This is a genomic window from Photobacterium sp. DA100, assembly GCF_029223585.1.
Taxonomy (GTDB): domain Bacteria; phylum Pseudomonadota; class Gammaproteobacteria; order Enterobacterales; family Vibrionaceae; genus Photobacterium.
Genome location: NZ_CP119424.1, coordinates 1,237,283 through 1,259,652, shown reverse-complemented (window position 1 = coordinate 1,259,652; position 22,370 = coordinate 1,237,283). Strand labels below are relative to the sequence as shown.

Below are 22,370 nucleotides of genomic sequence, written 5' to 3'. Positions count from 1 at the left end.
AGGAATATTGGTACGACCATTGATACTCCGTGTTGATATTGTTATGTGACTATGTTCTTATAATATTCGTGCAATGTAAAAGTCACCTCAGTGTCTTTTTCACTCGCTAGGATGCAACAAGATTAAAAAATAAGGCTGAAAAACAGCCTGCGTTGGTTAGTGGTCCTTTTGAATGGTTGCTATTAAGTGCTTGAATAAAGGATGGTAAATCATCATAAAGATGGAATGGAGTCTTCTGTAATGAGTAAGAAAGCATTAGTAACAGGTGCGAAAGGTGGTATTGGTTCAGCGATCACTAAAGGATTAGTTGATGCGGGTTTTCGTGTGATTGCCACATATTTCCCAAGCGGTGAAGCCAAGGCTAAAGAATGGTTCAAAGAGAATAATTATTCAGAAGAGCAGGTTCGTTTGTTCCCGCTAGATGTTACAGATGCAGATTATTGCTCAGAGGCGCTTGCAACATTGCTGCAAGAGGAAGGTAACATTGATGTTCTTGTTAATAACGCCGGTATTACACGCGATACTACGTTCAAGCGGATGAGCAAAGAGCAGTGGGGCGACGTAATTACGACAAACCTAAACAGTTTGTTTAACGTTACTCAGCCGCTGTTTGCCTCAATGTGCGAGCACGGTAACTCACGTGTTATCAATATTTCTTCAGTTAACGGTCTTAAAGGTCAGTTCGGCCAGGCAAACTATTCTGCTGCAAAGGCAGGAATGATCGGCTTTACCAAAGCCCTCGCTGCCGAAGGTGCGCGTTCAGGCGTCACTGTTAACGCGATTGCCCCAGGTTACACTGGTACGCCAATGGTAGAAGCCATCAAGCCAGAAGTGCTCGACAGCATTAAAGCTGAGATCCCAATGAAGCGCTTAGCAACACCTGCTGAAGTTGCTGCAGCGGTTACTTTCTTGGCAAGCGATGCGGCAGCTTATATCACAGGCGAAACACTGTCTGTGAATGGCGGCTTGTACATGCACTAATGGGTTAGTTTCTGAAGATTGTAAGGACGCAAAAATCATGTCAAAAGTTTATATCGTTGCGGCTAAACGTACGCCTATCGGTAGTTTCAATGGTGCGCTGAAATCAGTTCCTGCTTCTCAACTTGCAGCGGTTGCAATTAAAGCAGCGTTGGCAGAAGCAAATGTTGATCCAGCGAACCTGGATGAAGTTATCCTCGGTAATGTTGTTGGTGCTGGACAAGGTATGGGACCTGGCCGCCAGGCCGCTATCTATGCCGGTGTTCCTCAGGAAGTACCAGCCTATAGCCTTAACATGGTGTGTGGCTCGGGTATGAAAGCGGTAATGGATGCCGCTGCCCATATCAAAGCCGGTGATGCTGAATTGGTTGTTGCCGCTGGTGCAGAAAATATGTCGCAGATCCCATTCTGTGCACCTGCGACTATCCGTGATGGCCAGAAAATGGGCTCTCTAAGTCTTGATGATCTTCTTATTACTGATGGTCTGACTGACGTTTTCAACCAATACCACATGGGGGTAACGGCTGAAAATGTAGTCGCCAAGGTTGGATTGAACCGTGAGCAGCAGGATAACTTTGCGCTGGCGAGCCAGCAAAAAGCGGTTGCCGCGATTGAGCAAGGCAAGTTCGCCGGTGAAATTGCACCTGTCGAAGTGACAGTCCGAAGAAAAACCAGTGTTGTAGATACCGATGAGTATCCTAAAGCGGACGCAAGTATTGAAGGCTTGGCGAAACTACGCCCGGCATTCAAGAAAGAGGGTGGTTCTGTAACAGCGGGTAATGCGTCAGGCATCAACGACGGTGCTAGTGCGATTATTGTTGCCTCAGAAGCCGCCGTCGAAAAATATGGCCTAACACCGCTAGCTGAAATTGAAAGCTATGCTCAAGCAGGCATTGCCCCAGAGGTTATGGGACTCGGTCCTGTACCTGCTGTGATTAAAGCACTTGATAAAGCAGAGCTAAACATTGCTGATGTTGGTTTGTTCGAATTCAATGAAGCTTTTGCGGGTCAGGCTCTGGGTGTATTACACGAATTGGCCGACGAGCTAGGGTCTCAAGTAGAAGACTTGGCCGAGCGTTCCAATGTTAATGGTGGTGCGATTGCATTGGGACACCCTCTAGGTGCTTCAGGTAACCGTATTATTGTCAGCCTTCTTCACGAAATGCGCCGCCGCGGCACTGAACATGGCTTAGCCACGTTGTGTGTTGGTGGTGGTATGGGTACAGCGATTGTACTGAAGAGCGTCTAATTCAACTGTAAAGCTAACCAGTACCTGTATTCATCATGGCACAGGTACTTAACCATTCTTTTAATGAAGGAAAAATGCTATGTATACGGAAATGTTTAAATCTTTCTCTGAGCAGACTGAAAAATCTCTAGCGCCATACGTTAAGTTCAACAAAGTCTTTACCAAGAACGTTGAAGAGCTAACTGAGCTTCAGCTTGCTGCTGTTCGCGCTTACAGCGAGCTAGGTCTTTCTCAGCTTAAGGCTGTTAGCGAAGTAAAAGACGTTCAGTCATTCGCTGCTTACAACAGTCAGCAGCTAGAAACGCTGACTAAGCTTTCTCAGCAGCTAATCGATGACAGCAACAAGTTCACTGCAATCGCTCAGTCTTTCAAGTCTGAAGTGGAAGAGCTAGTTGCTGAAAACGTAAAGCAAGTAACTCCAGCTTAAGAAAAATGGCCACTCTGCCGCCCCCGTTCTGGGGCGGCATTTTTAGTCCAAAATTAGAGGTCATTGGAATGAACCAGAACTTTTTTTCGGACTACTTTGCCAAGCTCCAGGAAATGAACCAAATGTGGTGGAAGGAGCTGGATTCAGGCAAGGCAGCCATGAATACTCCCCTTAATAAAGCGCTCAATGAAATTAGCTTGGAGGATACTTCCGAGTTCATCGAAAAAGCATCAGCGCAGCCAGCCGTTATTGCACAGTTGCAAATGGACTGGTGGGAAAACCAAATGAAGATTTGGCAAAATGTCGTCATGAAAAATGGCGATCAGTCAGATTTTATTCAGCCCGAAAAAGATGATAAGCGCTTCACCGATCCTGCATGGGAAAATGAGGCGTTTTACAACTATATCAAGCAATCTTACCTGCTATTTAGCAATAAGATGAAAGAGTCCATCGAATCGATCGAAGGGCTTGATGAGAAGGCCAAGGAGCGTTTGAGCTTCTTTTCGCGCCAGGCGATTAACGCTTTGTCGCCAACCAACTTTATCACCACCAACCCAGAGTTGGCCAAGCTGACGGTTGAGAGCAATGGTGAAAACCTGATCAAAGGGATGGAGCTGCTTCAACAAGATCTGCAGTCGAGTGCCGATGTACTGAAAATTCGCATGACCAATGATGCGGCATTCCAGTTGGGTGAAAACGTGGCCAATACTGCGGGTGATGTTGTTTATAAGAACCACCTGTTTGAGCTGATTCAATACAAGCCGTTGACAGAAAAAGTTAACGCGACACCGCTGTTGATCGTGCCGCCGTTTATCAACAAGTATTACATTTTGGATCTTCGTGAGAAGAATTCAATGGTACGTTGGCTGGTAGAGCAGGGCCATACCGTATTCATGATGTCTTGGCGTAATCCAGATGCCAGTATGTACGATGTGGATTTTGACGATTACGTTGTTGATGGTGTGGTTAAAGCGGTTGATGTTGTCGAAGATATCACTGGCGAGAAGCAAATCAATGCGGCGGGTTACTGTATCGGCGGTACGCTGCTAGCGACGGCATTGGCTTACTATTCGGCCAAGCGTATGCGCAGCCGTATCAAGTCGGCGACATTCTTTACCACGCTGCTAGATTTCTCTCAGCCAGGAGAGATCGGTGCTTATATCAATGATCCGATTATTTCGGCCATTGAAGCGCAGAACGAAGCAAAAGGGTATATGGATGGTCGCTCTTTGAGCGTAACGTTCAGCCTGCTGCGTGAAAACAGCCTGTACTGGAACTACTACATCAACAATTACCTGAAAGGTAACAGCCCAATCGACTTCGATTTGCTGTACTGGAACGGCGATAGTACCAATGTAGCGGTAGCGTGTCACAGTACACTGCTGCGCCAGTTCTACTTGGAAAACCGTCTTGTTGATCCGAAAGGGTTTAAAGTAGGTGGGGTGTATATTGATCTTGCTAAGATCAAGATCCCAACATACTTTATCTCAACTCAGGAAGATCATATTGCGTTGTGGCAGGGTACCTACCGTGGCGCACGCAAGCTTGGCGGTAAGTCCACGTTTGTGCTGGGCGAGTCTGGTCACATTGCGGGTATTGTTAACCATCCGGTGAAGAACAAGTATGGTTTCTGGACCAATGCTAAGTCTTCGGCTGAGCCTGAAACATGGTTGAAAGGGGCGAAGCGCCAGGAAGGTTCCTGGTGGGGTCACTGGAACGAGTGGATGGCTGGCTTCGAAGAGGCTGAGGCGGTTGATGCACGCTCTGCAGGTAGCGATAACTACCCGGTTAAGTGCAATGCACCTGGTGATTATGTGATGCAGAAATTGCCAATCGAAGTGTCTAACGTGTTGCAAGGCCAACCGGAAGAAGTCTAATTCCGCATTTATGCTATGTGTAAAGCCAACGCATTATTGCGTTGGCTTTTTTCTTTCTGTGACTTTGTTTGAACATGTACCTCAAATCGCTCGGGGCCATGTTCATGTATTGCCTGAGCTCGTTTGACGGCCGTAGTTAAAAACACCGAGCCGGGGCTCGGTGTTTTTCGTTGTGCGCCGAGCATGGCGTTGTTCTAGGAGGTGAAAGTCCTCTACGGGCTCAGTCGAGCGAGAACCGTTAGCCTATGCAAGGGTGCCCACCGTGAGGCGGGATCTGAAGGAAGCAAATGGCAAAACTTGGCCGTGACGAACAGAAATCTGATAGTAGGCCAGTACAACTTGGGTAACCTAGCAACATATAGAATAGCCCAATGCCTCGACGGGAAGTGTGTACGGGTAAATCAGGCACAGCCAAGGGAAAGAACAACGTCTTACCTCGGGAGATCTTATTACCTGTCTCGGGCGAGACTAATGCAGCAGTGATGCTGTGTGATGGGAAATAAGAAGTCAGCAGAAGGCATAGTACCTTGGGGAAGTACAACCCAAGGGAAGGCCGGAACTGAATATATCAAGAAGCAGTCACTAGACACTCAATCATGTGGAGTCATAGCAAGATGATCAAAATCTCTACGTACCAATGGGCAACACCGCAAGTGACGCTCATGGCCACGAAGAATGACAAGCATGATCGGCGTAGACAGGAGGACGAGTCTTGGTGACCTCAACTCAGTTGATGGAGCAGATCTGTTCATCAACGAATCTGAACCAAGCCCTGAGAAGAGTGAAGAAGAACAAAGGGTGTGCTGGTGTCGATAAACTCGATATAACAGCGACTATCTCGATGCTTCGGCAGTCTTCAAATGGGCAAGCGCTCCGCCAGAGCCTTCTGGATGGGAGCTATCAACCCCAACCTGTTCTGGGTGTAGAAATCCCTAAACCTAGCGGGGGAGTTAGGCAACTAGGTATCCCAACAGTACTTGATAGGATAGTCCAACAGGCTATCACCTCAGTACTGACAGATATCTATGAACCGAAGTTCTCCCACAGTAGTTACGGGTTCAGGCCCAACCGTAGTGCCCACCATGCATTGGCGGCAGCAAGCCACTACATCAGGGAGGGGCGGGGTTATGTAGTCGACATTGACCTAGCGAAATACTTCGATACCGTGAACCACGATAGACTGATGCACAGGCTATCGGAGGATATCACGGACAAACGGGTACTGAAGCTGGTCAGGTCATACCTACAGGCAGGCATAATGCGAAACGGGTTAGCCGAGCAGAGGCAACGAGGGACACCACAGGGTGGACCATTATCTCCGCTGCTATCAAATATCGTATTAGATGAGTTGGATAAAGAGCTTGAGCGAAGAGGGCATAAGTTCTGCCGATATGCAGATGACTGCCAAATCTACGTGGGCAGTGAGGAAGCCGCGAACCGAGTAAAAGCCTCAATAACGGAGTTCTTGGAGCAGAAACTGAAACTCACGGTCAACCGTGAGAAAAGTGCGGCAACAAGAGTGACAGAGCGGACTTACCTAGGCCATCGCTTCCAACGAGGTGGAATTATCCATATCTCGAAGAGAGCACAAACTCATATGAAGAAGCGAGTGCGTCAAATAACGAAGCGGAATCGAGGGCGAGAGTTGAAGACAGTAATAGTCGAACTCACTCAATACCTAAGAGGATGGCAACACTACTTCAAGCTTGCCATACGGAAAAGCGCGATGCAGCGCTTAGATGAATGGATAAGGCGGCGCCTACGGTGCTATCGACTCAAGCAGCGCAAACGCAGACACAGTATAGCGTCATGGTTACGCCAAGAGGGCGTAAGCGAACGCAATGCGTGGAAGCTAGCGATGTCAGAGAAAGGATGGTGGCACTTGGCTTTATCGCCACAGCTCAATCAGGCCATGCCAACGAAACGGTTCAAGGAGATGGGCATGTACTCATTGCGAGATGGGTACGAGTCACTGAAAATATATTCGGAACCGCCGTATGCGACCCACGCTTGTACGGTGGTGTGAGAGGACGGAGGCCGCGAGGCCTCCTCCTACTCGATTACAAGGCTGTTTAATCCACTTAAAGATCGTTTGGCACTGGCATTGCCTTCAAATCAGGGGAGATGATCAACTCGGCTTCGGTTACCGCCTGAATTTCATCAATTGTTGTCCCCGGGGCAAGCTCGGTCAGCATCATACCGGCATCGGTGATTTTGATGACGCCCATTTCGGTGACAATCAAGTCGACCTGATTGGCTGCGGTAAGCGGTAGTGAACAGTTTTTGAGCAGCTTTGGCTTGCCCTTGACGGTGTGTTCCATGGCGACAATGACTTTCTTTGCCCCAACCACAAGATCCATCGCGCCACCCATTCCCGGTACCATTTTGCCAGGGATGATCCAGTTGGCGAGGTTACCGTGCTGGTCGACTTGCAGCGCGCCCAGCACCGTCGCATCGACGTGCCCGCCACGGATGATGGTAAACGAATCGGCACTGTGGAAAGTGCAGGCACCGGTGGTAGCGGTAATAGGCTGGCCGCCGGCATTGACCAGATCCGGGTCAATGTTGGCTTCATCCGGCATTTCGCCAATGCCGATAAGACCATTTTCAGCCTGCAGCAGAATTTCGATATCCGATGAGGTCTCATTAGCGACAAGGCTAGGTAGGCCGATGCCCAGGTTGACCACGTCACCATCATGAAGCTCTTGGGCAACACGCCATGCAATCATGCGACGGATCTGATGCTTCTCTCGTTGAATTGTCATGATTAGGCTCCTTGGTAAATATGGTCAATGAACAGTCCTGGTGTGTGTACTGCTTCAGGAGCAATGTCACCAGCCTTGACCAAGCATGCCGCTTCAATAATGACGGTATCGGCGGCGGTGGCCATTAACGGGTTGAAGTTTTGTGTTGTTCCTTTGTAGACGGTGTTGCCTTTGGTATCGACAACAGAGCCGCGGATCAAGGCAAGATCAGCGCGAAGCGGTTTCTCCAGTAGGAAGTCTTTACCATCGACCTGGATCACTTGCTTGGATTCAGCAATCATTGTACCGAGACCGGTTGGGGTCAAGACCCCGCCGAGACCGGCTCCAGCAGCACGAATACGTTCGGCCAGAGTGCCTTGCGGTACGAGTTCAACATCTAGCTCGCCGCTGTTCATTTGCGTGCCGGTTTCAGGGTTGGTGCCGATATGGGAGGCATACAGTTTACTGATACGCTTGGCCTTGATTAGGCGGCCAGATCCCGTTTCTGGTGTACCGGTGTCTGTGGTGATCAAGGTGATATTTTTGATATCGGATTCAAGGATGATATCAATCAGTCCCTCGGGGGCCCCGTTGGCCATGAAGCCACCGATCATGATGGTCATATCGTCTCGCAGCAGGCTGGCGATCTCGCTAGCAGAAATAGATTTTTTCATGGTGTGCTCCTATTGGTTCGCCTGGCATCGACGGATAATCACTGCTGTGCCCATACCGCCACCGATACAGAGGGAGGCCAAGCCATAGGTTTGCTGTGTACGTTCGAGTTGGTAAATCAGTGTGGTCAGAATGCGGTTGCCAGATGCCCCGAGTGGGTGGCCTAGGGCGATTGCGCCGCCATTCAGATTGGTACGAGACTCAAGCCAGGATTTATCTACACTGTGTTTCTCGCACAGTTCTTTCATTACCCCGAGGGCCTGGGCTGCGAACGCTTCATTGAGCTCGAAACATTCGATATCGGCCAGGGTGAGTTTGGCTTTATCGAGGGCGTTGGCGATGGCCGGTACCGGGCCAAGGCCCATCACCTTTGGAGAGAGTCCTGCTTGCCCACAAGCGACGATCTCAGCCAGCGGGGTGAGATTGTAGCGTTCTACCGCTGCTTTGGAAGCAAGAATAATGGCAGATGCGCCGTCATTAATGCCGGAGGCATTACCTGCCGTCACGGTACCCTCTTTTTTGAATGCGGTACGAAGGCTTTGCAGCTTTTCCTGAGTCGCATCAGCTTTCGGGTATTCATCAATGCTGACGCTGTATTGCTGGCGGCGGTGGGAGACATTGACTGGTTCGATTTCATCGCTAAAGCCATGCTCTTTGATGGCTGCAGTCGCTTTCTGCTGGCTTGAGAGTGCAAACTGGTCTTGTTCCTCGCGAGTTAGCTCGTGCAATTCGGCAATGTTTTCAGCCGTGATCCCCATGTGGTACTGGTTGAACACATCCGTTAGACCGTCTTTGATAATTGAGTCATCAAGAGTGAGCTGGCCCATTTTTACCCCATCACGCAGTGGGTTTGCAGAAATGAAAGGTGCTTGGGACATGCTTTCCATCCCACATGCGATAACAATCTCAGCTTCACCGGCACGAATATGGCTGACACCATCCATCACGGTTTTCATGCCTGACCCACAGATCATGTTAAGGGTATAAGCGGGCACGGTTTCTGGGATACCTGCCAAAACGGCAGCTTGCCTGCCTGGGCCCATACCGATCCCTGCGCTTAGGACATTACCGGCAATTACTTCATCAACCAGGCTTGGATCGAGATGACATTGCTCAAGAGCGCCCTTGATGGCGGTAGCCCCTAGCTGAGGAGCAGAGACTGGGGCTAGGGCACCATTAAAACTGCCGATAGGGGTGCGTTTCGCGGCAACAATGTATACAGATTCCATACAACTTCCTGTTTCAGTTTGATTTGTTATCAACAGTGTATGAGGGGCGGGCCCAGGGGTGTTATAGGCATAGATTCAAATCTGATTTGCGAAAATGCAAAAATAAGATGCGTGCTTGGTCACGCCAATTAGTACTCAGAGTGATTAGTCTGGCTGTAATTTGCTTTGTTCAGTTAATGGATCACTTGAGGGTGGAACTATGAGTTATTCAATTGCATGCGCACCTTGCTGCTGGGGTGTTGAATCTTCTGACAATCCGCATAACCCAAATTGGATGACGGTATTGTCGGAGGCAAGGTTGGGGGGATTTACCGGTACAGAGCTGGGGCCTTATGGTTTTTTGCCTCTCGATGCCGACACTGTCAACACGGCCTTGTACATCAAAGAGTTGGAAATTTGTGCGGGTACTATATTCGAGCCGCTCTCTGAGCCGGGAAGTTACGAAGACATCATAAGCAAAACTAAACGCTTGTGTGGTTTGCTGCAAAAGATTGGCTGCGAAAAATTGGTCGTCATTGATTGTGTCAATGACATCAGAAGCCGCTATGCCGGTATGCCAGAGCAAGCGCCAAGGCTAGATGATGCTCGTTGGCAACAGATGATGAGCACTATCAGAGTTATCGCCGAAATTGCCAAGCGCCATGAGATAAGGGCGGTTGTCCACCCTCATGCTGGTGGCTATATCGAATATCGGGATGAAATCGACCGTATGCTGGGCGATTTGCCTGCTGAAGAGGTAGGGCTTTGCCTTGATACCGGCCATCTCTATTACGCCACGATGGATCCGGCCAAAAGTTTGGTGGAGTACGCCGACCGGCTGGAATATGTTCACTTTAAAGACGTCAACCAGCAGCGATTGCAGCACGCTATCGATAAGCAAGTTGGTTTCTGGCAAGCCTGTGCCGATGGTGTGATGTGTCCACTTGGCGAAGGGGCGGTGGATTATAACGAGGTTGCTGAGGCTTTGGCGTCCATTGGTTACCACGGCTGGATCACGATAGAGCAAGAGCGCGATCCTCGCCATTCAGACACGACATTACCCGATATTAAGAAAAGCCGTCAGTTCTTGGTTGAGAAAGGCTTCATCTAGGTAGTCTGAAACAGAATTTTAGTTAGTAGTTTGTCATGTAGAGGATGTAATTATGGCAATAAAGATAGCGTGTGCACCTTGCTCGTGGGGAGTGGAAAACTCAGAGCAAGGCGGAAACCCCAGTTGGGCGAAAGTGTTGGTCGAGGCACGTGAAGCGGGTTATGAAGGGATTGAGCTTGGGCCCGTTGGGTACTTCCCTGAAGACCCGACTATCCTTGCGAGCTCTTTGCGAGTGAGGGGAATGAAAGTATGTGCTGGAAACCTTCATGGTGACTTCAGTTGTCCTGACTCTAAAGAGCAGGTACTTGAAAAAGCGCTGCGGGTGATTGATCTACTCAGCGCTATTGGAGTCGATAAGCTGATCATTATGGATCGTGCCAATGCTGCGCGGGATGCCTATGTAGGGCATGGTGTTATCGCACCTAGGCTCAAGCAAGAGCAGTTGCAGGCAATGATATCGACTATGTCTGAGGTTGCCAAAATGGCTGCGGCAAAAGGGGTACGAACCTTGTTGCATCCTAGCTCAGGGGGCTTTGTCGCTTTTTCTGATGAGATAGCCTCAGTGCTGCATGCAATTCCGGCTGAACGCCTTGGCCTGTGCTTGGATATCGGCCATTTGTTTATTGATGGGATGAAGCCTGAAGAGTTTATCCGTCGCTATGCTAACCGCCTGGAACACCTGCATTTTAAAGATGTGGACGGCCAGCAATTACATAATGCGATGCGTGATCGCTGCGGGATGACCAATGCATTCAGTAAAGGCCTTACCCGCCCATTAGGCGAGGGTAGTATCAATTTTTCTAATATCTTCAAGGTATTGCAGGATATTAATTATCAAGGCTGGATTGTTGTTGAGCAAGAGCGTGCTGTCAGCCAGCTTGATCATGTGAAAATGGATATGGCGAAAAGCCGTGGGTATCTGGCTGAACATTGCGTGTAAGGGTTGAGATGATTGTTACCGATCCTTGGTTTTACATTACTGCCGTACCCGCTGTATTGATTTACGGGATCGGTAAAGGCGGTTTGGGCGGAGCGTTAGGGATCATCGCGGTTCCCCTGATGGCCTTAGTCGTTTCGCCAACTCAAGCCGCTGCTATCTTGCTGCCTATCCTGTGTGTGATGGATGCATTTGCGGTCAAGCAGCACTATCGTAGTGCTGACTATTCGGTACTGAAGCAAATGCTGCCGGGCTCTTTATTAGGGGTATTGCTAGCAGGGCTGTTTCTAAGCGTAACCCCTGAATCCGGACTCAAACTTTTGATTGGGGTGTTATCGCTGCTGTTCTGTGTGCAGTATGTGCTGGGCGGTAGCCAGGATGACAAAAAGCCTGGTAAAGCCAGTGCATGGTGGTGGAGCAGCTTAGGAGGCTTTTCCAGTACGGCAATCCATGCTGGTGGTGGTCCGGCCAGTATTTACCTGCTGCCGTTGCGGCTAGAAAAAGTCACTTTGATTGCCACGATGGCAGTGCTGTTTGCCATTATCAATCTGGCCAAGCTGATCCCCTACACCATGCTCGGAGAGTTTGATACTACCAACTTGATGACGGCGGCAGTACTCATGCCCCTGGCTCCTGTTGGGGTGTATATGGGGGTCTGGCTTCTTCATCGTGTTAGTCAGGATGTTGTGTACCAGCTGTGTTACCTGTTTCTTTTTCTTTCCGGGATGAAGCTAGTAACTGACGTTCTTTAAATAGGCCACCTACATGAGTAGGTGGCTTCGTATGTTATCGATTAACAGAGCGAGCGATTCGGGTGTAAGTGTGCCTAATACCTCTGATGGCGACACTGTAGGCGAAAATATTCTCCGGAAGCGCTATCCCCAAATAGCCGGTATCGCCAATATGGTGTAAGTCGGCTCCGGCCATTTTGCTCATAAGGGCAATCTGTCTGATGGTACTGACATCAGAGCCCTCTTGAGAAGTCCCTATCGCGGTCATTGCCAGAGCTCCATGGCTATGGGCGCAATCAATAAGCGAAGCGACTTTATCTTGGCTCATACCAGGAACTGTACCCGGAGCAGGAAGTAAAATGATGTCTGCTCCCTGAGATGCAAACCATGCAATGTCTTCTTCGTTAATTATTGCGTTACCGCTCTCTTGTACTATGCCCGCTCCGTGCATCTTTCCGGTAATGACTACAGCACGATCACCAACGGCTTTTCGTACTTCACTGACAGCCTGCCCTAGAGAACGGTTACTAACCCCATTATTGGGATTTCCAGTCAAGACAAGTACTTTTGCCCCCATCTCGACTAGCTTTAGAGCATTGACTGCCGTAGCTGCTCGACCTGGCTTCATTTGCCAAATGTCATCATGAGCCATGGAAAACTCGGGGTCTACGGCTTCCAGGTTCACCCCAATTATTCGTCCGGTCAGACGTTCTAATTCTGATAGAACGCTATAAGGTTCGATATCTGAAGGTAAACCACGGATCTCGGGGTTCTCCGTATCAAACATATTGACCAGTAAAATATCGGCACCTTGCGAAGCCGCAAGTTCTGCATTGGATACATTGTTTAATAGTGGCTGAGTAATAGCGATATTCTCACTGACCATTACTCGTCCTTCACTCGCGCGGATTGCGTACAAAAGCTCTGCTCTATTCATTTTACCTAAATCGGCAGCCCCACAGTCTAGCAGGCGTTTTTTTAACATCAGGATATCCTTAATAACTTACTCACGAAAATCGGCGAAGACGATTTGTGAGTGGTTAATGAGATTTCAATTAACATAGCGGGTATACCAATAGTGTACCAATTGAGCTCCATTTCTGATTGCTGGTCGCTCTGGGAATTTCAATTATGCGATGAGCTTCACGATAATGTGCTGCGGGAAGCATAGAGAGCTGACAGAGTACGCTTTCTGTTTGAAAATTGGTTCATAATTGGTCGCCATTGATAAATATGTTTGGAGAAAGATGGTTTTAGCGCAACAAATAAGACGTCAGCTTGATGACTTGAGTGGTACACCGTTGTATATGCAGTTGATTAGCGTTATTAAATCAGCCATTACAAAGGGACAATTACAGCCCGGTGATGCTCTGCCATCTGAGCGTGAATTGGGAGAGGTACTTGGAATAGCTCGCGGAACAGTTCGTAAGTCCTACCAGAAATTGCTTGAAGAAGGGATACTGCTTCGAATTAAGGGGTCCGGTACATTTATAGCCCCCCGCGTGAGTCACTCCATGCCACTATTGGAAAGCTTCAGTGAAATGGCGGATGCTATGGGGAGCGGGGCTCACAGTGAACTGGTGGGGTACCTGCGCCGGCCACCGACACAAGAAGAGTCTCGTATCCTTCACATTACAGATGTTAAAAGTGAAGTGGTAGAGTTAACACGTTTACGTAAAGTCGGCGCTGTAGTGGTTTCTGTCCAAAAGACAATCCTTCCAGGACATCTAATGAATAATATTAATGATCTGGCGGAGTCATTATACCAATTGTTAGAAACCCGAAAGGTGCCAGTACTGAGCGCAAAACAGCGATTTAGCGTGACAGTATCGGATAGTAAGTTGGCACATTATCTGAACATCAAAGAGCATCATCCACTGTTACTGGTTACTCGTACTGGCTATACCCACAATGATACGCCTGTCGAGTACACTTTTAGTTGGTGTCTAAATGACTACCATAACTTTACTATTGAATTACATAGAGACGGTCACTAGCGATGGGCTAAATCATCTCTTTGAGGTGTTGTTATAAAACACAATAAATGTAAATCATTCTTAATCTTATTTCATCGGCACCCAGATAAGCTTGATACATGATCGTGTGGCTGTTTAACGGTATAAACCCCAAAACAGCGACTACGTGCGCGGAAAGTGAGAGGCTGCAAATCGATAGTCGCTCAAGTTGTGTATTACTTTGATATATCTCCTCATATTTTCTATCTCTTTTTTATACTGTTTTTATACATATTCAATGACTTAGCCAACCTTATACCTAGGAGGTATTGAATGTGTAATAAAAACTGTTCATTTGACTTATCTAAACGGCACCTACTGAAGTTATCAGCCGGAGCGGTGGCTTTTGCGGCTGTTGGCGGGCTTCCTTCTGTCTCTTATGCCGCCTCGCTAACAAAAGAAGAGCGGGATGCGATGACGCCAGATCAGGTGATTAAGTCTTTGCTTGATGGTAATCAGCGCTTCATAAAAGGGGAGGGGGTAGAGCATGATTACCTTGCTCAGCAAAGAACAAGCCAGCAAGGACAGTACCCTTTTGCGGTCATTTTAAGCTGTATTGACTCCAGGGCTCCGGCAGAAATCGTTTTGGATGCAGGAATTGGCGAGTTATTTAATAGCCGAGTGGCAGGTAATGTATCGAACAGTGATATCTTAGGAAGTATGGAATTTGCTACTGCTGTCGCTGGGGCAAAAGTCATCATGGTGATGGGGCATACAAAATGCGGTGCTGTTCAGGGTGCCATTGCCAATGTTGAGATGGGCAATCTGACTTCATTACTTGATAAGATAAAACCAGCCGTTGGTAAAACTAAATTTGATGGAGAACGGACGCCAGAAAATTACGCTTTTGTCGATGCTGTTGCGAAAACTAATGTTCAATTAACGTTGGATGAAATAAGAAAGAATAGCGAGACAATACGAGATTTAGAAACAAAGGGTACAATTAAGCTAGTTGGTGTGATGTACGATATTTCCAATGGAAAAGTCGAACTATTGTAATTAATGATAATTTAAATAGTGTGCTGGCAATCATTTGTGAATTGCATCACATCATATTTAAATTTATCTGTATATGATTTGGCTATCTTTATAGGGGATAGTTTGATGAGATTTGATACGGCCACGCTATTAGTATTTATCCAGGGTGTATTGCACACCTTGGTTAATGCTATTTATTCGTGTGTCTGTATCAGTCCAAGTGATAACCTAGTTTCTGGATCTGACAAGGAACTGGATGCAATTGCATCGGACTATAACCAGCTATATATCTGTGTTGGTGATATGCTTGGTAAGCCGTTCAGGTATTGGTGCGAAGTGACTTGTGCACGATGGAAAAGTCATCATCAGTACCGTGCGGAGCAAGTTCGCACACTGCTTTCATTGTTGTCACTGACATACCTATATTTTGCGAAGCAGGTAGCGGCCAGTTCCTTGGTGTGTTTCTATCGCTATGCACCAGCGAATGCTGCTACGTCTATTACAAATGGTACTGTATCACTTGGTCGTGAACATGCTAGCAAAAGTAACGTAACTCACGTTAGCATCCATCCAATGAGCAGCAATCGTCGTAAGATGATTGCTGCTTTTTTTGTCTTTAATAACAGCAGCTTATCAAGTTGCTAGCGAGGTCGAAATGTATATTGTTTGTGTAGCGGCGTGCCCAACTGGAATTGCCCATACCTATATGGCGGCAGAAGCCCTTGAAGTATTGGGCAAAGATCACGGTTGGGAAGTCAAGGTAGAAACTCAAGGCAGCACAGGTATTGATAATGAGATCACCGCCGATGATATTGCTCGGGCTGATGGCGCTATCATTGCTGCAGAAATTGCAGTGGAAGGCATGGACAGGTTTGAACCACTCACGGTTCTTGAGTGTGCGGTGGCAGACCCAATTAAACAGCCTGATGCAGTGTATGAAACCATGATGCATTTAATTCATAATAATTAAGGATAATTACCATGGCCCTACTATTAAAAAAAGAAAAAACTGAAATAGATAAATTACGTGAAGCGTTAATGACCGGCGTTTCATACATGATTCCAGTTATTGTAGCTGGTGGTATGATGCTGGCTTTTGGTTCATTATTTGAAACCTTAACTGGGGTTGATTTAAAAGAAAGCAATTCTTTAGCTGCTCAATTAATAAATGATTTAAAAACATTTGGTTTATATGGACTGACATTATTATTCCCGGTTATTGCCGCCTTTGTTGGGTTTGGCCTGGCGGGAAAACCTGCCATAGCACCGGGTTTAATTGCCGGTATGTTGGCCCGTGACATGCAGATGGGCTTTTTAGGGGCTCTATTGGGTGGTTTGATGGTGGGGTATTTAGTCCGCTGGATGCTGGCCAATATCAAGCTGCCAAAAGAGTTCCGCAGCCTATTGCCGATGGTGATTATCCCGCTAATCGGCTCGGCAATCATTCTGTTTGTCATGAAATATATTGTCGGTTATCCGCTTATTGCTCTCAATACTGGCCTGGAAAATTGGTTGGTCGGCATGTCCGGTGGCAACAAAGTGGTGATGGCAGCTGTGCTGGGGGCAATGGTAGGTTTTGACTTGGGGGGACCAATCAACAAGGCGGCCATCACGGTGAGTCTCGGTTTGTTTGCCCAGGGGATCTTTGAGCCTGTTACCGCGTCACATATTGCTATCATGATCGCACCGTTTGGTATCGGTCTGTCAACGATTTTCGCCAAGCAATACTACAGCAAAGAATTGCAGGAAAATGGTCGTGCAGCCCTGATGATGTCATGTGTAGGCATCAGTGAGGGGGCAATACCTTTTATCCTCGCCAATCCAGCATTAATCATTATTAATACCGTCGGCAGTGCCATTTCAGCGGCGATGGTGATCATGTTTGACTCAATAGTACAAGCGCCAGCAGCAGGGATCCTTGCGCTGATTCTATCGTCCAATTTCTTCTTGTACTTCATTTCTATCGCTACCGGCGTGGCTTTTGTCGCTGTTGCTACCACGGTACTGATGAAGCGACAGTTCACTAAGCAGGCCACAGAGGCTGAGACCCAGCAGCAAGCAGCGAAATCCGCTTAAGGTATTAATGATGTCATTGAATAAGAAAGCGTACATAGTTCCTCATACCCACTGGGACCGCGAGTGGTATTTCAGCACTGAGGAGTCTCAAGTATTGCTGGTCTTCACCATGCAGCAAGTCCTGGAGCAGCTTGAGCAAGACGATGGTCTGCCTTGTTTCGTGCTCGATGGGCAGTCGGTGATGCTCGAGGATTACTTGAGTGTGGTACCGGAAGACAGCGACAGGGTGAAAGCTCTGGTCGAGTCGGGCAAGTTGTTGGTTGGTCCTTGGTATACCCAAACTGATCAGTGTGTTGTCCACGGCGAATCACAAATCAGGAACTTGATGTGGGGGTGTCGTGATGCCGAACGCTTCGGCGCAGTCATGAAAGTCGGTTATGTACCTGACTCTTTCGGCCAAAGTGAACAGCTTCCTCAGCTACTTAAGCATTTCAATATCGATAAATGCGTCTTTTGGCGTGGGATCTGGGAAGGAATTTGTGGCAATACTGAATTCGTTTGGCGGGCTCCAGATGGCAGTGAAGTAACCACGGCGGTACTCGAGTTTGGCTATAGCGCATTCCAGGGGATGAAGCCAATGGAAACGCATCTTGAGGGTATTGATCAGAAGATGAGTGAGCGCTTCTGGCCCGGCGAGCGGGACCACTTCTTGTTCATGGGGGGGCATGACCAGAAACCATGGCAGAGAGAAACGGTTGAGGCTATCCGACAGGCCAATGAAACTCGGCCATACCAGTATCAACTTTGCCGTTTCGAAGATTACTTTGCCAGTAGCACCGGTTGCTCGCTCCCCGTTGTTGAAAGCGAAATGCTGTATGGCAAATATAGCCGGATCCATCGTGGCATTTACTCAACCCGCTACGACATCAAAAAACTCAACAGCGATGTCGAGAACCTGCTGGTCAATCAGCTTGAGCCATTGCTGACGGTTGCTAACCAATTTGGTCTGAAATATCCGTATGGCCTGATGGAGAAAAACTGGAAGCAGTTAATGCAGAGCCATGCCCATGACTCCATCGGCGGCTGTAATACCGACTCTGTAAACCGTCAGGTTAAAGCCCGTATCGAGGCGGTTCGTGAGAATGCTGAACGGCTCAAGGCGATCACACTCAAGCAATTGGCCGATTCGTCGACAAAGGGAAAAGACGGCGAGTACGTTTTGGTTTTCAACCCTCTGCCTTACAGCCGCAACGTTCAGGTCGAGTTGGAGCTGGTATTGCCGACTCGCCGGTTTACCATCTTTGACGGTGCGCAGGATGTAGAGCAGCAGCATGTGTCGTGCGAGCTGGTGGATATCAATGCCATTGTCCAAGACCCGACCACCCTCGGTGATGAGCGCTTTCGGTCCTGGTACCGGCATAACGTTGTGGTGTCACTGGAAGGTTTGCCAGCCTGCGGCTACCGTAACCTCAGGGTAGAGCGCCTGGCCGATGAGGAAGCGCCGGCTGATCGCTGCCAGCTTCAAACTGTGATCGATGAACCGGTCAGTATTGCTAATGAGGCCCTGTCAGTGACGGTCGATATGCATGGCAAGATTAGCTTGACCTGTTTGAGCAGCGGCCAACACTGGGATGATTTAATCACCCTGGTGGACGGCGGCGATGATGGTGACAACTACGACTTTTCTGAGCCGCATGATGACCATCAAATTGCTTTTGGAGTGCAACAAGCCAAAGGGATCCGGGTTTGCCAAGGGCCGCTGCGCTCAGAAATCCGTATTGATTATCAGGCGGATCTGCCGGCGGACTTGGCCGAGCGGGCCGAAAAGTGCGGTTCTGTCACGCAGCACATTGAAGTCGTTCTGGGACTGGCGAAAGGCAGTGAGCATTTGGATATTGCGCTCGAGCTGGAAAATAAAGTCAATGATCACCGGTTACAACTGCATGTTAATGGCGATTTTGCCCGGGCACAGAGTGTGGCGGATCAACCTGTCGGGCTGATCCGGCGTGGCAACGATGAATTGGCGCTGTCGCTATGGCAACAGCAGCAATGGACATCCTGTCCCGTGCCGATTTATCCGATGCAGAGTGTTGTTGCCGGTGAAACGTCACAAGGCGGAATTGCAGTGATGGCAGACGGTGTACGAGAGTATCAGCAATATGATGACTCAATCGCGATAACCCTGTTCCGTGCCATGGGTTTTGTCGGTAAGCCGGATCTGAAATACCGTCCAGGGCGTCTATCAGGTTTGCCGGATGCTAGTCCTGACTCCCAGCTACGCCAACCATTGTCATTCCGTTTGGCTCTTTACCCATTCAGCGGTAGCGCTTCTGACGCCGGGTTATGCCAGCGGGTGAAGGAGTGGTTGAGCACTCCGTTGACCTTGCACAACGGGGTTGTACAACGCTTCATGATTGCTCCGCCAGTGTTCACTGCACCGGAAACTTTCAGCATGTTGGCGCTCAACCAGCCTGACGTGACGGTTAGCGCGGTCAAGGTCTGTGAAGATGATAGCCGCAGTGTGGTTGTTAGGTTAATGAATGCTAGCAATAACCATATTGCGCTTGGTGCGCTTCCAGCAGAGTGGCGGGTTCAGCAGGTTGATGGCATGGAGCGTGTTGTCGGAGATGTCACGGCCCAAACGGTTATTCCGCCACAAGGATTAATCGGCCTGCGCCTGAGCAAAGCTAACCCGTAAAGCGAAACGCTTAAATGTAATTGCACTACTTGTGCATCACCGTTGGCCCTCACCCGTATAGCCCGGAGAACAGTCAGTATTTGTTGGCTTTGTCTCTGTTGCTTGGGTGAGTGGTCTGCTACACCCGAAAAAACGTATCGAATATTCCCGAAGGGGCAATCATGACTAAATCAATAGAATTTACCAATCCTCTGGTCAATGGTATTCATGCCAGGCCGGCGGCAGAGATAGAAAACCGGACAACCCCCTTTTGTTGCCAGATTTCCCTGCTCAATATAAGCAAGGGGACGAAAGCCGATGCCAAAAGTGTGCTCTCTCTGGTCGGCGCTGATGTTGCTGTTGGCGACGAATGCCAGCTGGTGTTTGACGGAACAGACGAGCAGGCAGCGTTTGAAGCAATGAAGGCATTTATTGAAGGGGAATTTTCCGACTGTGACGAACCACTGGAATGCAGCGAGGCCGATGTCTGTCAGCCACTTCCGGTATCTTTGCTTAAGGCCGAGCCTGTGTATGTACGTGGCAGTATTGTGTCACGCGGTATTGGCAAAGGCTGCCCGGTGGTTTGCAGTCAGGTAGACCTGCACAAGCTGGCTGAAAGTGCTGCGTTCGAAGAGAATGGCCCTGCCGATGAGACGATAAAAAAAGCGAGGCATATACTGTGCCAGCAAATTGAACAGGCGATTGCACAGGCTAAAGCTCAAGGTAGCCGCGAGGAGCTAGCAATCCTTAAAGCGCACCTCCAAATAGCGAGTGACAGTTTGTTTAGCCAATCATTGGCGAAGCATAGCCTGCAGGGTAATCCCATTCTTGCCATAGCCCAGGCCTCTAATGAGCTGAAAGCCCCGATGCTGAAAAGCCAGAGCAGCTATATGCGTGAGCGAGCCTTGGACATTGATGATTTATGTGCCAGGTTAGCCAGTTTGGTGGTGGGTAAGCCGCTACAGCAACCCGTGACCTTGGTGAAAGAGAGTATCCTGATTGCTGATAACCTAACGCCGAGCGAATTCTTGGCCTTGGACAAACGCTGGCTTAAAGGCATCGTATTGGCACAAGCTGGGCAAACTTCTCACACGGTGATCTTGGCCCGATCATTCGGCATTCCGGTGCTTACTGCTGTTGAGGCTGCCGAAGCGTTTGTCCAAGACGCCGAAAGTTTGGTGCTCGATGGCCTCTGTGGGTGTTTGATCCGCGATCCGAATGAAAAAGTCGAGCAGTTCTACCTGCTGGAGCACCACAAGCACTTGGCAAAAACATCGTTGCTGACCGCTTATGCCAGCAGCAAAGGGCAAAGCAAAGATGGCAGGGCTCTGTCCCTGTACGCCAATATTGCCGTGGGGCTGGAAGCGAGCAGTGCATTCGAGCGTGGGGCAGAAGGGATAGGTCTGTTCCGGACCGAGATGCTCTTTATGGATCGGGACGATGCACCGAGTGAAGAGCAACAGTATGATGTGTATCGCGAAGTGATCGAAGCGGCAGCCGGAAAGACCGTGATTATCCGGACGCTCGATATCGGCGGCGATAAACCTTTGCCATACCTCGAGATGCCGGAGGAAGAAAATCCGTTCCTGGGCTACCGTGCGGTACGTATGTACCCGCAATACCAACACATGATTGAAAGCCAAATCCGCGCTTTGCTTAGGGCTTCTCGGCATGGTGAAGTCAATATTATGATCCCTATGGTTGCCTGCATGGAAGAGGTGGAGTGGATTCACCAGCTATGTCAGCAATGCGAAGCCCAGTTAACGGCTGAAGGGCGTGTTACTGGCTGTTGGCGGTTGGGGATCATGGTAGAGGTCCCTTCAGCCCGTTATCTGCTCGAAAAAGCCGCGGGTTTGATCGATTTCATTTCGATTGGCAGCAATGATCTCACCCAGTATTTCATGGCCTGCGACAGAGGCAACCGCCAAGTAGGTGCACTCTACGACAGTTTCCACCCAGGTTTCATCGCCTTCCTTGCAGAGATTGCCAAGACAGCGAAATCCGCGGGCATCGAGCTTGGTATCTGCGGTGAAATGGCAAGCGATAAACGGGCGCTGCCTTTACTTTTGGCGATGGGTTTTGACGAAATCAGTTTATCCTCGCCCAATATCATCCAGCGGCGTGCTGACTTGGCCCAGCTTGAATACGCTTCATGCTGCAAATTGCTGGATGAGGTCTGCGGATTGGCTTCGCTAGACGAGGTTAAAGCCAAGATCGATCAATTCTGGCAGCAACAAGACCATCCTGAGATTTTGTCTGAACAGCTTGTTGTTCAGTGTCATGCTATTGATAAAGCAGGTGTCATCAAGGAGTTGACCGATAACCTTGAAGTACATGGCAGGGCAGAAAACGCCGTTGCGGTAGAGCAGGCGATCTGGGATAGGGAGGCGATTTTTGCGACATCCCTAGGCTTTGGTGTTGCGGTTCCTCACTGTAAATCAGCGGCAGTGAACCATAACAGTATTTCTATTGCTCATCTTGAACAGCCTATTGTTTGGAATGAAGCAGACGGCGAGACGGTTTCTACAGTGATCATGCTTACGATTTCTAGCCATGATCATGAGGGAACGCATATGAGTATTTTCTCCAAGTTGGCTCGAAAATTAATGCACCGTGAATTTAGAGATGCGTTGATGAACAACGCCTTGGGGAGGGAACAAACGGTATCTCTGCTCAAAGGGGTACTGTACGAGCAAGTGGCATAAGTTAGAGGCGAAAAGGTTCCTAGAGGAAGCTTCTAGGACCAAAGT

General features: G+C 48.8%; 19 protein-coding genes. 15 read left to right on the top strand and 4 right to left on the bottom strand.

What is annotated here, in order from left to right:
- Window positions 1-240 precede the first annotated feature (240 nt).
- From PTW35_RS23470 to ltrA, 5 genes are all read left to right on the top strand, one after another.
- Window positions 241-981: an SDR family oxidoreductase gene (locus tag PTW35_RS23470; RefSeq protein WP_281027697.1), complete on the top strand. Its 741-nt coding sequence runs from the start codon at window positions 241-243 to the stop codon at window positions 979-981.
- 37 nt (window positions 982-1,018) lie between these two features.
- Entirely contained in the window at window positions 1,019-2,227 is a 1,209-nt protein-coding gene (locus PTW35_RS23465; protein WP_281027696.1) for an acetyl-CoA C-acetyltransferase, read from the top strand.
- Window positions 2,228-2,306: 79 nt separating this feature from the next.
- On the top strand, window positions 2,307-2,654 hold the full coding sequence (locus PTW35_RS23460) for a phasin family protein (protein ID WP_044620913.1): 348 nt from the start codon (window positions 2,307-2,309) through the stop codon (window positions 2,652-2,654).
- A gap of 68 nt (window positions 2,655-2,722) precedes the next feature.
- Window positions 2,723-4,531, top strand: a complete 1,809-nt coding sequence (gene phaC / locus PTW35_RS23455) for a class I poly(R)-hydroxyalkanoic acid synthase (protein ID WP_281027695.1) — start codon at window positions 2,723-2,725, stop codon at window positions 4,529-4,531.
- A gap of 733 nt (window positions 4,532-5,264) precedes the next feature.
- On the top strand, window positions 5,265-6,557 hold the full coding sequence (gene ltrA / locus PTW35_RS23450) for a group II intron reverse transcriptase/maturase (protein ID WP_348637736.1): 1,293 nt from the start codon (window positions 5,265-5,267) through the stop codon (window positions 6,555-6,557).
- A gap of 55 nt (window positions 6,558-6,612) precedes the next feature.
- Here the strand turns inward: ltrA and PTW35_RS23445 are convergent, their stop codons facing one another.
- Genes PTW35_RS23445 through PTW35_RS23435 form a run of 3 tightly spaced genes read right to left on the bottom strand, consistent with a single transcriptional unit; the run spans window position 6,613 to window position 9,176 of the window.
- A complete protein-coding gene (locus tag PTW35_RS23445; RefSeq protein ID WP_281027694.1) occupies window positions 6,613-7,296 on the bottom strand; it encodes a 3-oxoacid CoA-transferase subunit B in 684 nt (227 codons plus the stop codon).
- A gap of 2 nt (window positions 7,297-7,298) precedes the next feature.
- Window positions 7,299-7,949 (bottom strand): 3-oxoacid CoA-transferase subunit A, encoded by a 651-nt coding sequence (locus PTW35_RS23440; RefSeq protein ID WP_044620916.1) that lies wholly within the window; start codon window positions 7,947-7,949, stop codon window positions 7,299-7,301.
- A 9-nt stretch (window positions 7,950-7,958) separates the two neighbouring features.
- A complete protein-coding gene (locus tag PTW35_RS23435) occupies window positions 7,959-9,176 on the bottom strand; it encodes an acetyl-CoA C-acetyltransferase (RefSeq protein WP_281027693.1) in 1,218 nt (405 codons plus the stop codon).
- A 199-nt stretch (window positions 9,177-9,375) separates the two neighbouring features.
- Between PTW35_RS23435 and PTW35_RS23430 the strand changes: the two genes are divergently transcribed.
- From PTW35_RS23430 to PTW35_RS23420, 3 genes are read left to right on the top strand one after another with little or no spacing between them, the layout of a single operon-like run.
- Window positions 9,376-10,266, top strand: coding sequence for a TIM barrel protein (locus PTW35_RS23430; RefSeq protein ID WP_281027692.1), 891 nt, complete (start codon window positions 9,376-9,378; stop codon window positions 10,264-10,266).
- 52 nt (window positions 10,267-10,318) lie between these two features.
- Window positions 10,319-11,206 (top strand): sugar phosphate isomerase/epimerase, encoded by an 888-nt coding sequence (locus tag PTW35_RS23425; protein WP_281027691.1) that lies wholly within the window; start codon window positions 10,319-10,321, stop codon window positions 11,204-11,206.
- Window positions 11,207-11,214: 8 nt separating this feature from the next.
- Window positions 11,215-11,955 (top strand): sulfite exporter TauE/SafE family protein, encoded by a 741-nt coding sequence (locus tag PTW35_RS23420; RefSeq protein WP_281027690.1) that lies wholly within the window; start codon window positions 11,215-11,217, stop codon window positions 11,953-11,955.
- A gap of 34 nt (window positions 11,956-11,989) precedes the next feature.
- Here the strand turns inward: PTW35_RS23420 and PTW35_RS23415 are convergent, their stop codons facing one another.
- Window positions 11,990-12,919: a dihydrodipicolinate synthase gene (locus PTW35_RS23415; RefSeq protein ID WP_281027689.1), complete on the bottom strand. Its 930-nt coding sequence runs from the start codon at window positions 12,917-12,919 to the stop codon at window positions 11,990-11,992.
- Window positions 12,920-13,181: 262 nt separating this feature from the next.
- On the opposite strand from PTW35_RS23415, the gene PTW35_RS23410 reads away from it, so the two are divergent.
- The 7 genes from PTW35_RS23410 to ptsP all read left to right on the top strand — a co-directional run bounded on the left by PTW35_RS23410 (window position 13,182) and on the right by ptsP (window position 22,325).
- Entirely contained in the window at window positions 13,182-13,931 is a 750-nt protein-coding gene (locus PTW35_RS23410; RefSeq protein WP_281027688.1) for a GntR family transcriptional regulator, read from the top strand.
- Between the two features lie 291 nt (window positions 13,932-14,222).
- On the top strand, window positions 14,223-14,948 hold the full coding sequence (locus PTW35_RS23405; protein ID WP_281027687.1) for a carbonic anhydrase family protein: 726 nt from the start codon (window positions 14,223-14,225) through the stop codon (window positions 14,946-14,948).
- A gap of 105 nt (window positions 14,949-15,053) precedes the next feature.
- On the top strand, window positions 15,054-15,572 hold the full coding sequence (locus PTW35_RS23400) for a hypothetical protein (protein WP_044620922.1): 519 nt from the start codon (window positions 15,054-15,056) through the stop codon (window positions 15,570-15,572).
- 10 nt (window positions 15,573-15,582) lie between these two features.
- The gene (locus PTW35_RS23395) at window positions 15,583-15,897 is read left to right on the top strand and encodes a PTS fructose transporter subunit IIB (RefSeq protein ID WP_039457737.1); all 315 of its coding nucleotides are present in this window, start codon (window positions 15,583-15,585) and stop codon (window positions 15,895-15,897) included.
- Between the two features lie 11 nt (window positions 15,898-15,908).
- Window positions 15,909-17,003, top strand: a complete 1,095-nt coding sequence (locus tag PTW35_RS23390; protein ID WP_039457740.1) for a PTS fructose transporter subunit IIC — start codon at window positions 15,909-15,911, stop codon at window positions 17,001-17,003.
- Between the two features lie 7 nt (window positions 17,004-17,010).
- Window positions 17,011-19,641 carry a glycoside hydrolase family 38 C-terminal domain-containing protein gene (locus tag PTW35_RS23385; protein WP_281027686.1) on the top strand — a complete coding sequence of 877 codons (2,631 nt, stop codon included), beginning with the start codon at window positions 17,011-17,013 and terminating at the stop codon, window positions 19,639-19,641.
- Between the two features lie 161 nt (window positions 19,642-19,802).
- On the top strand, window positions 19,803-22,325 hold the full coding sequence (ptsP, locus tag PTW35_RS23380; RefSeq protein ID WP_281027685.1) for a phosphoenolpyruvate--protein phosphotransferase: 2,523 nt from the start codon (window positions 19,803-19,805) through the stop codon (window positions 22,323-22,325).
- Window positions 22,326-22,370 lie beyond the last annotated feature (45 nt).

Coding starts and splice junctions, on each gene's coding strand:
- PTW35_RS23470 (WP_281027697.1), top strand. CDS start 241: ATGAGTAAGAAAGCATTAGTAACAGGTGCGAAAGGTGGTATTGGTTCA.
- PTW35_RS23465 (WP_281027696.1), top strand. CDS start 1,019: ATGTCAAAAGTTTATATCGTTGCGGCTAAACGTACGCCTATCGGTAGT.
- PTW35_RS23460 (WP_044620913.1), top strand. CDS start 2,307: ATGTATACGGAAATGTTTAAATCTTTCTCTGAGCAGACTGAAAAATCT.
- phaC (WP_281027695.1), top strand. CDS start 2,723: ATGAACCAGAACTTTTTTTCGGACTACTTTGCCAAGCTCCAGGAAATG.
- ltrA (WP_348637736.1), top strand. CDS start 5,265: ATGGAGCAGATCTGTTCATCAACGAATCTGAACCAAGCCCTGAGAAGA.
- PTW35_RS23445 (WP_281027694.1), bottom strand. CDS start 7,296: ATGACAATTCAACGAGAGAAGCATCAGATCCGTCGCATGATTGCATGG.
- PTW35_RS23440 (WP_044620916.1), bottom strand. CDS start 7,949: ATGAAAAAATCTATTTCTGCTAGCGAGATCGCCAGCCTGCTGCGAGAC.
- PTW35_RS23435 (WP_281027693.1), bottom strand. CDS start 9,176: ATGGAATCTGTATACATTGTTGCCGCGAAACGCACCCCTATCGGCAGT.
- PTW35_RS23430 (WP_281027692.1), top strand. CDS start 9,376: ATGAGTTATTCAATTGCATGCGCACCTTGCTGCTGGGGTGTTGAATCT.
- PTW35_RS23425 (WP_281027691.1), top strand. CDS start 10,319: ATGGCAATAAAGATAGCGTGTGCACCTTGCTCGTGGGGAGTGGAAAAC.
- PTW35_RS23420 (WP_281027690.1), top strand. CDS start 11,215: ATGATTGTTACCGATCCTTGGTTTTACATTACTGCCGTACCCGCTGTA.
- PTW35_RS23415 (WP_281027689.1), bottom strand. CDS start 12,919: ATGTTAAAAAAACGCCTGCTAGACTGTGGGGCTGCCGATTTAGGTAAA.
- PTW35_RS23410 (WP_281027688.1), top strand. CDS start 13,182: ATGGTTTTAGCGCAACAAATAAGACGTCAGCTTGATGACTTGAGTGGT.
- PTW35_RS23405 (WP_281027687.1), top strand. CDS start 14,223: ATGTGTAATAAAAACTGTTCATTTGACTTATCTAAACGGCACCTACTG.
- PTW35_RS23400 (WP_044620922.1), top strand. CDS start 15,054: ATGAGATTTGATACGGCCACGCTATTAGTATTTATCCAGGGTGTATTG.
- PTW35_RS23395 (WP_039457737.1), top strand. CDS start 15,583: ATGTATATTGTTTGTGTAGCGGCGTGCCCAACTGGAATTGCCCATACC.
- PTW35_RS23390 (WP_039457740.1), top strand. CDS start 15,909: ATGGCCCTACTATTAAAAAAAGAAAAAACTGAAATAGATAAATTACGT.
- PTW35_RS23385 (WP_281027686.1), top strand. CDS start 17,011: ATGATGTCATTGAATAAGAAAGCGTACATAGTTCCTCATACCCACTGG.
- ptsP (WP_281027685.1), top strand. CDS start 19,803: ATGACTAAATCAATAGAATTTACCAATCCTCTGGTCAATGGTATTCAT.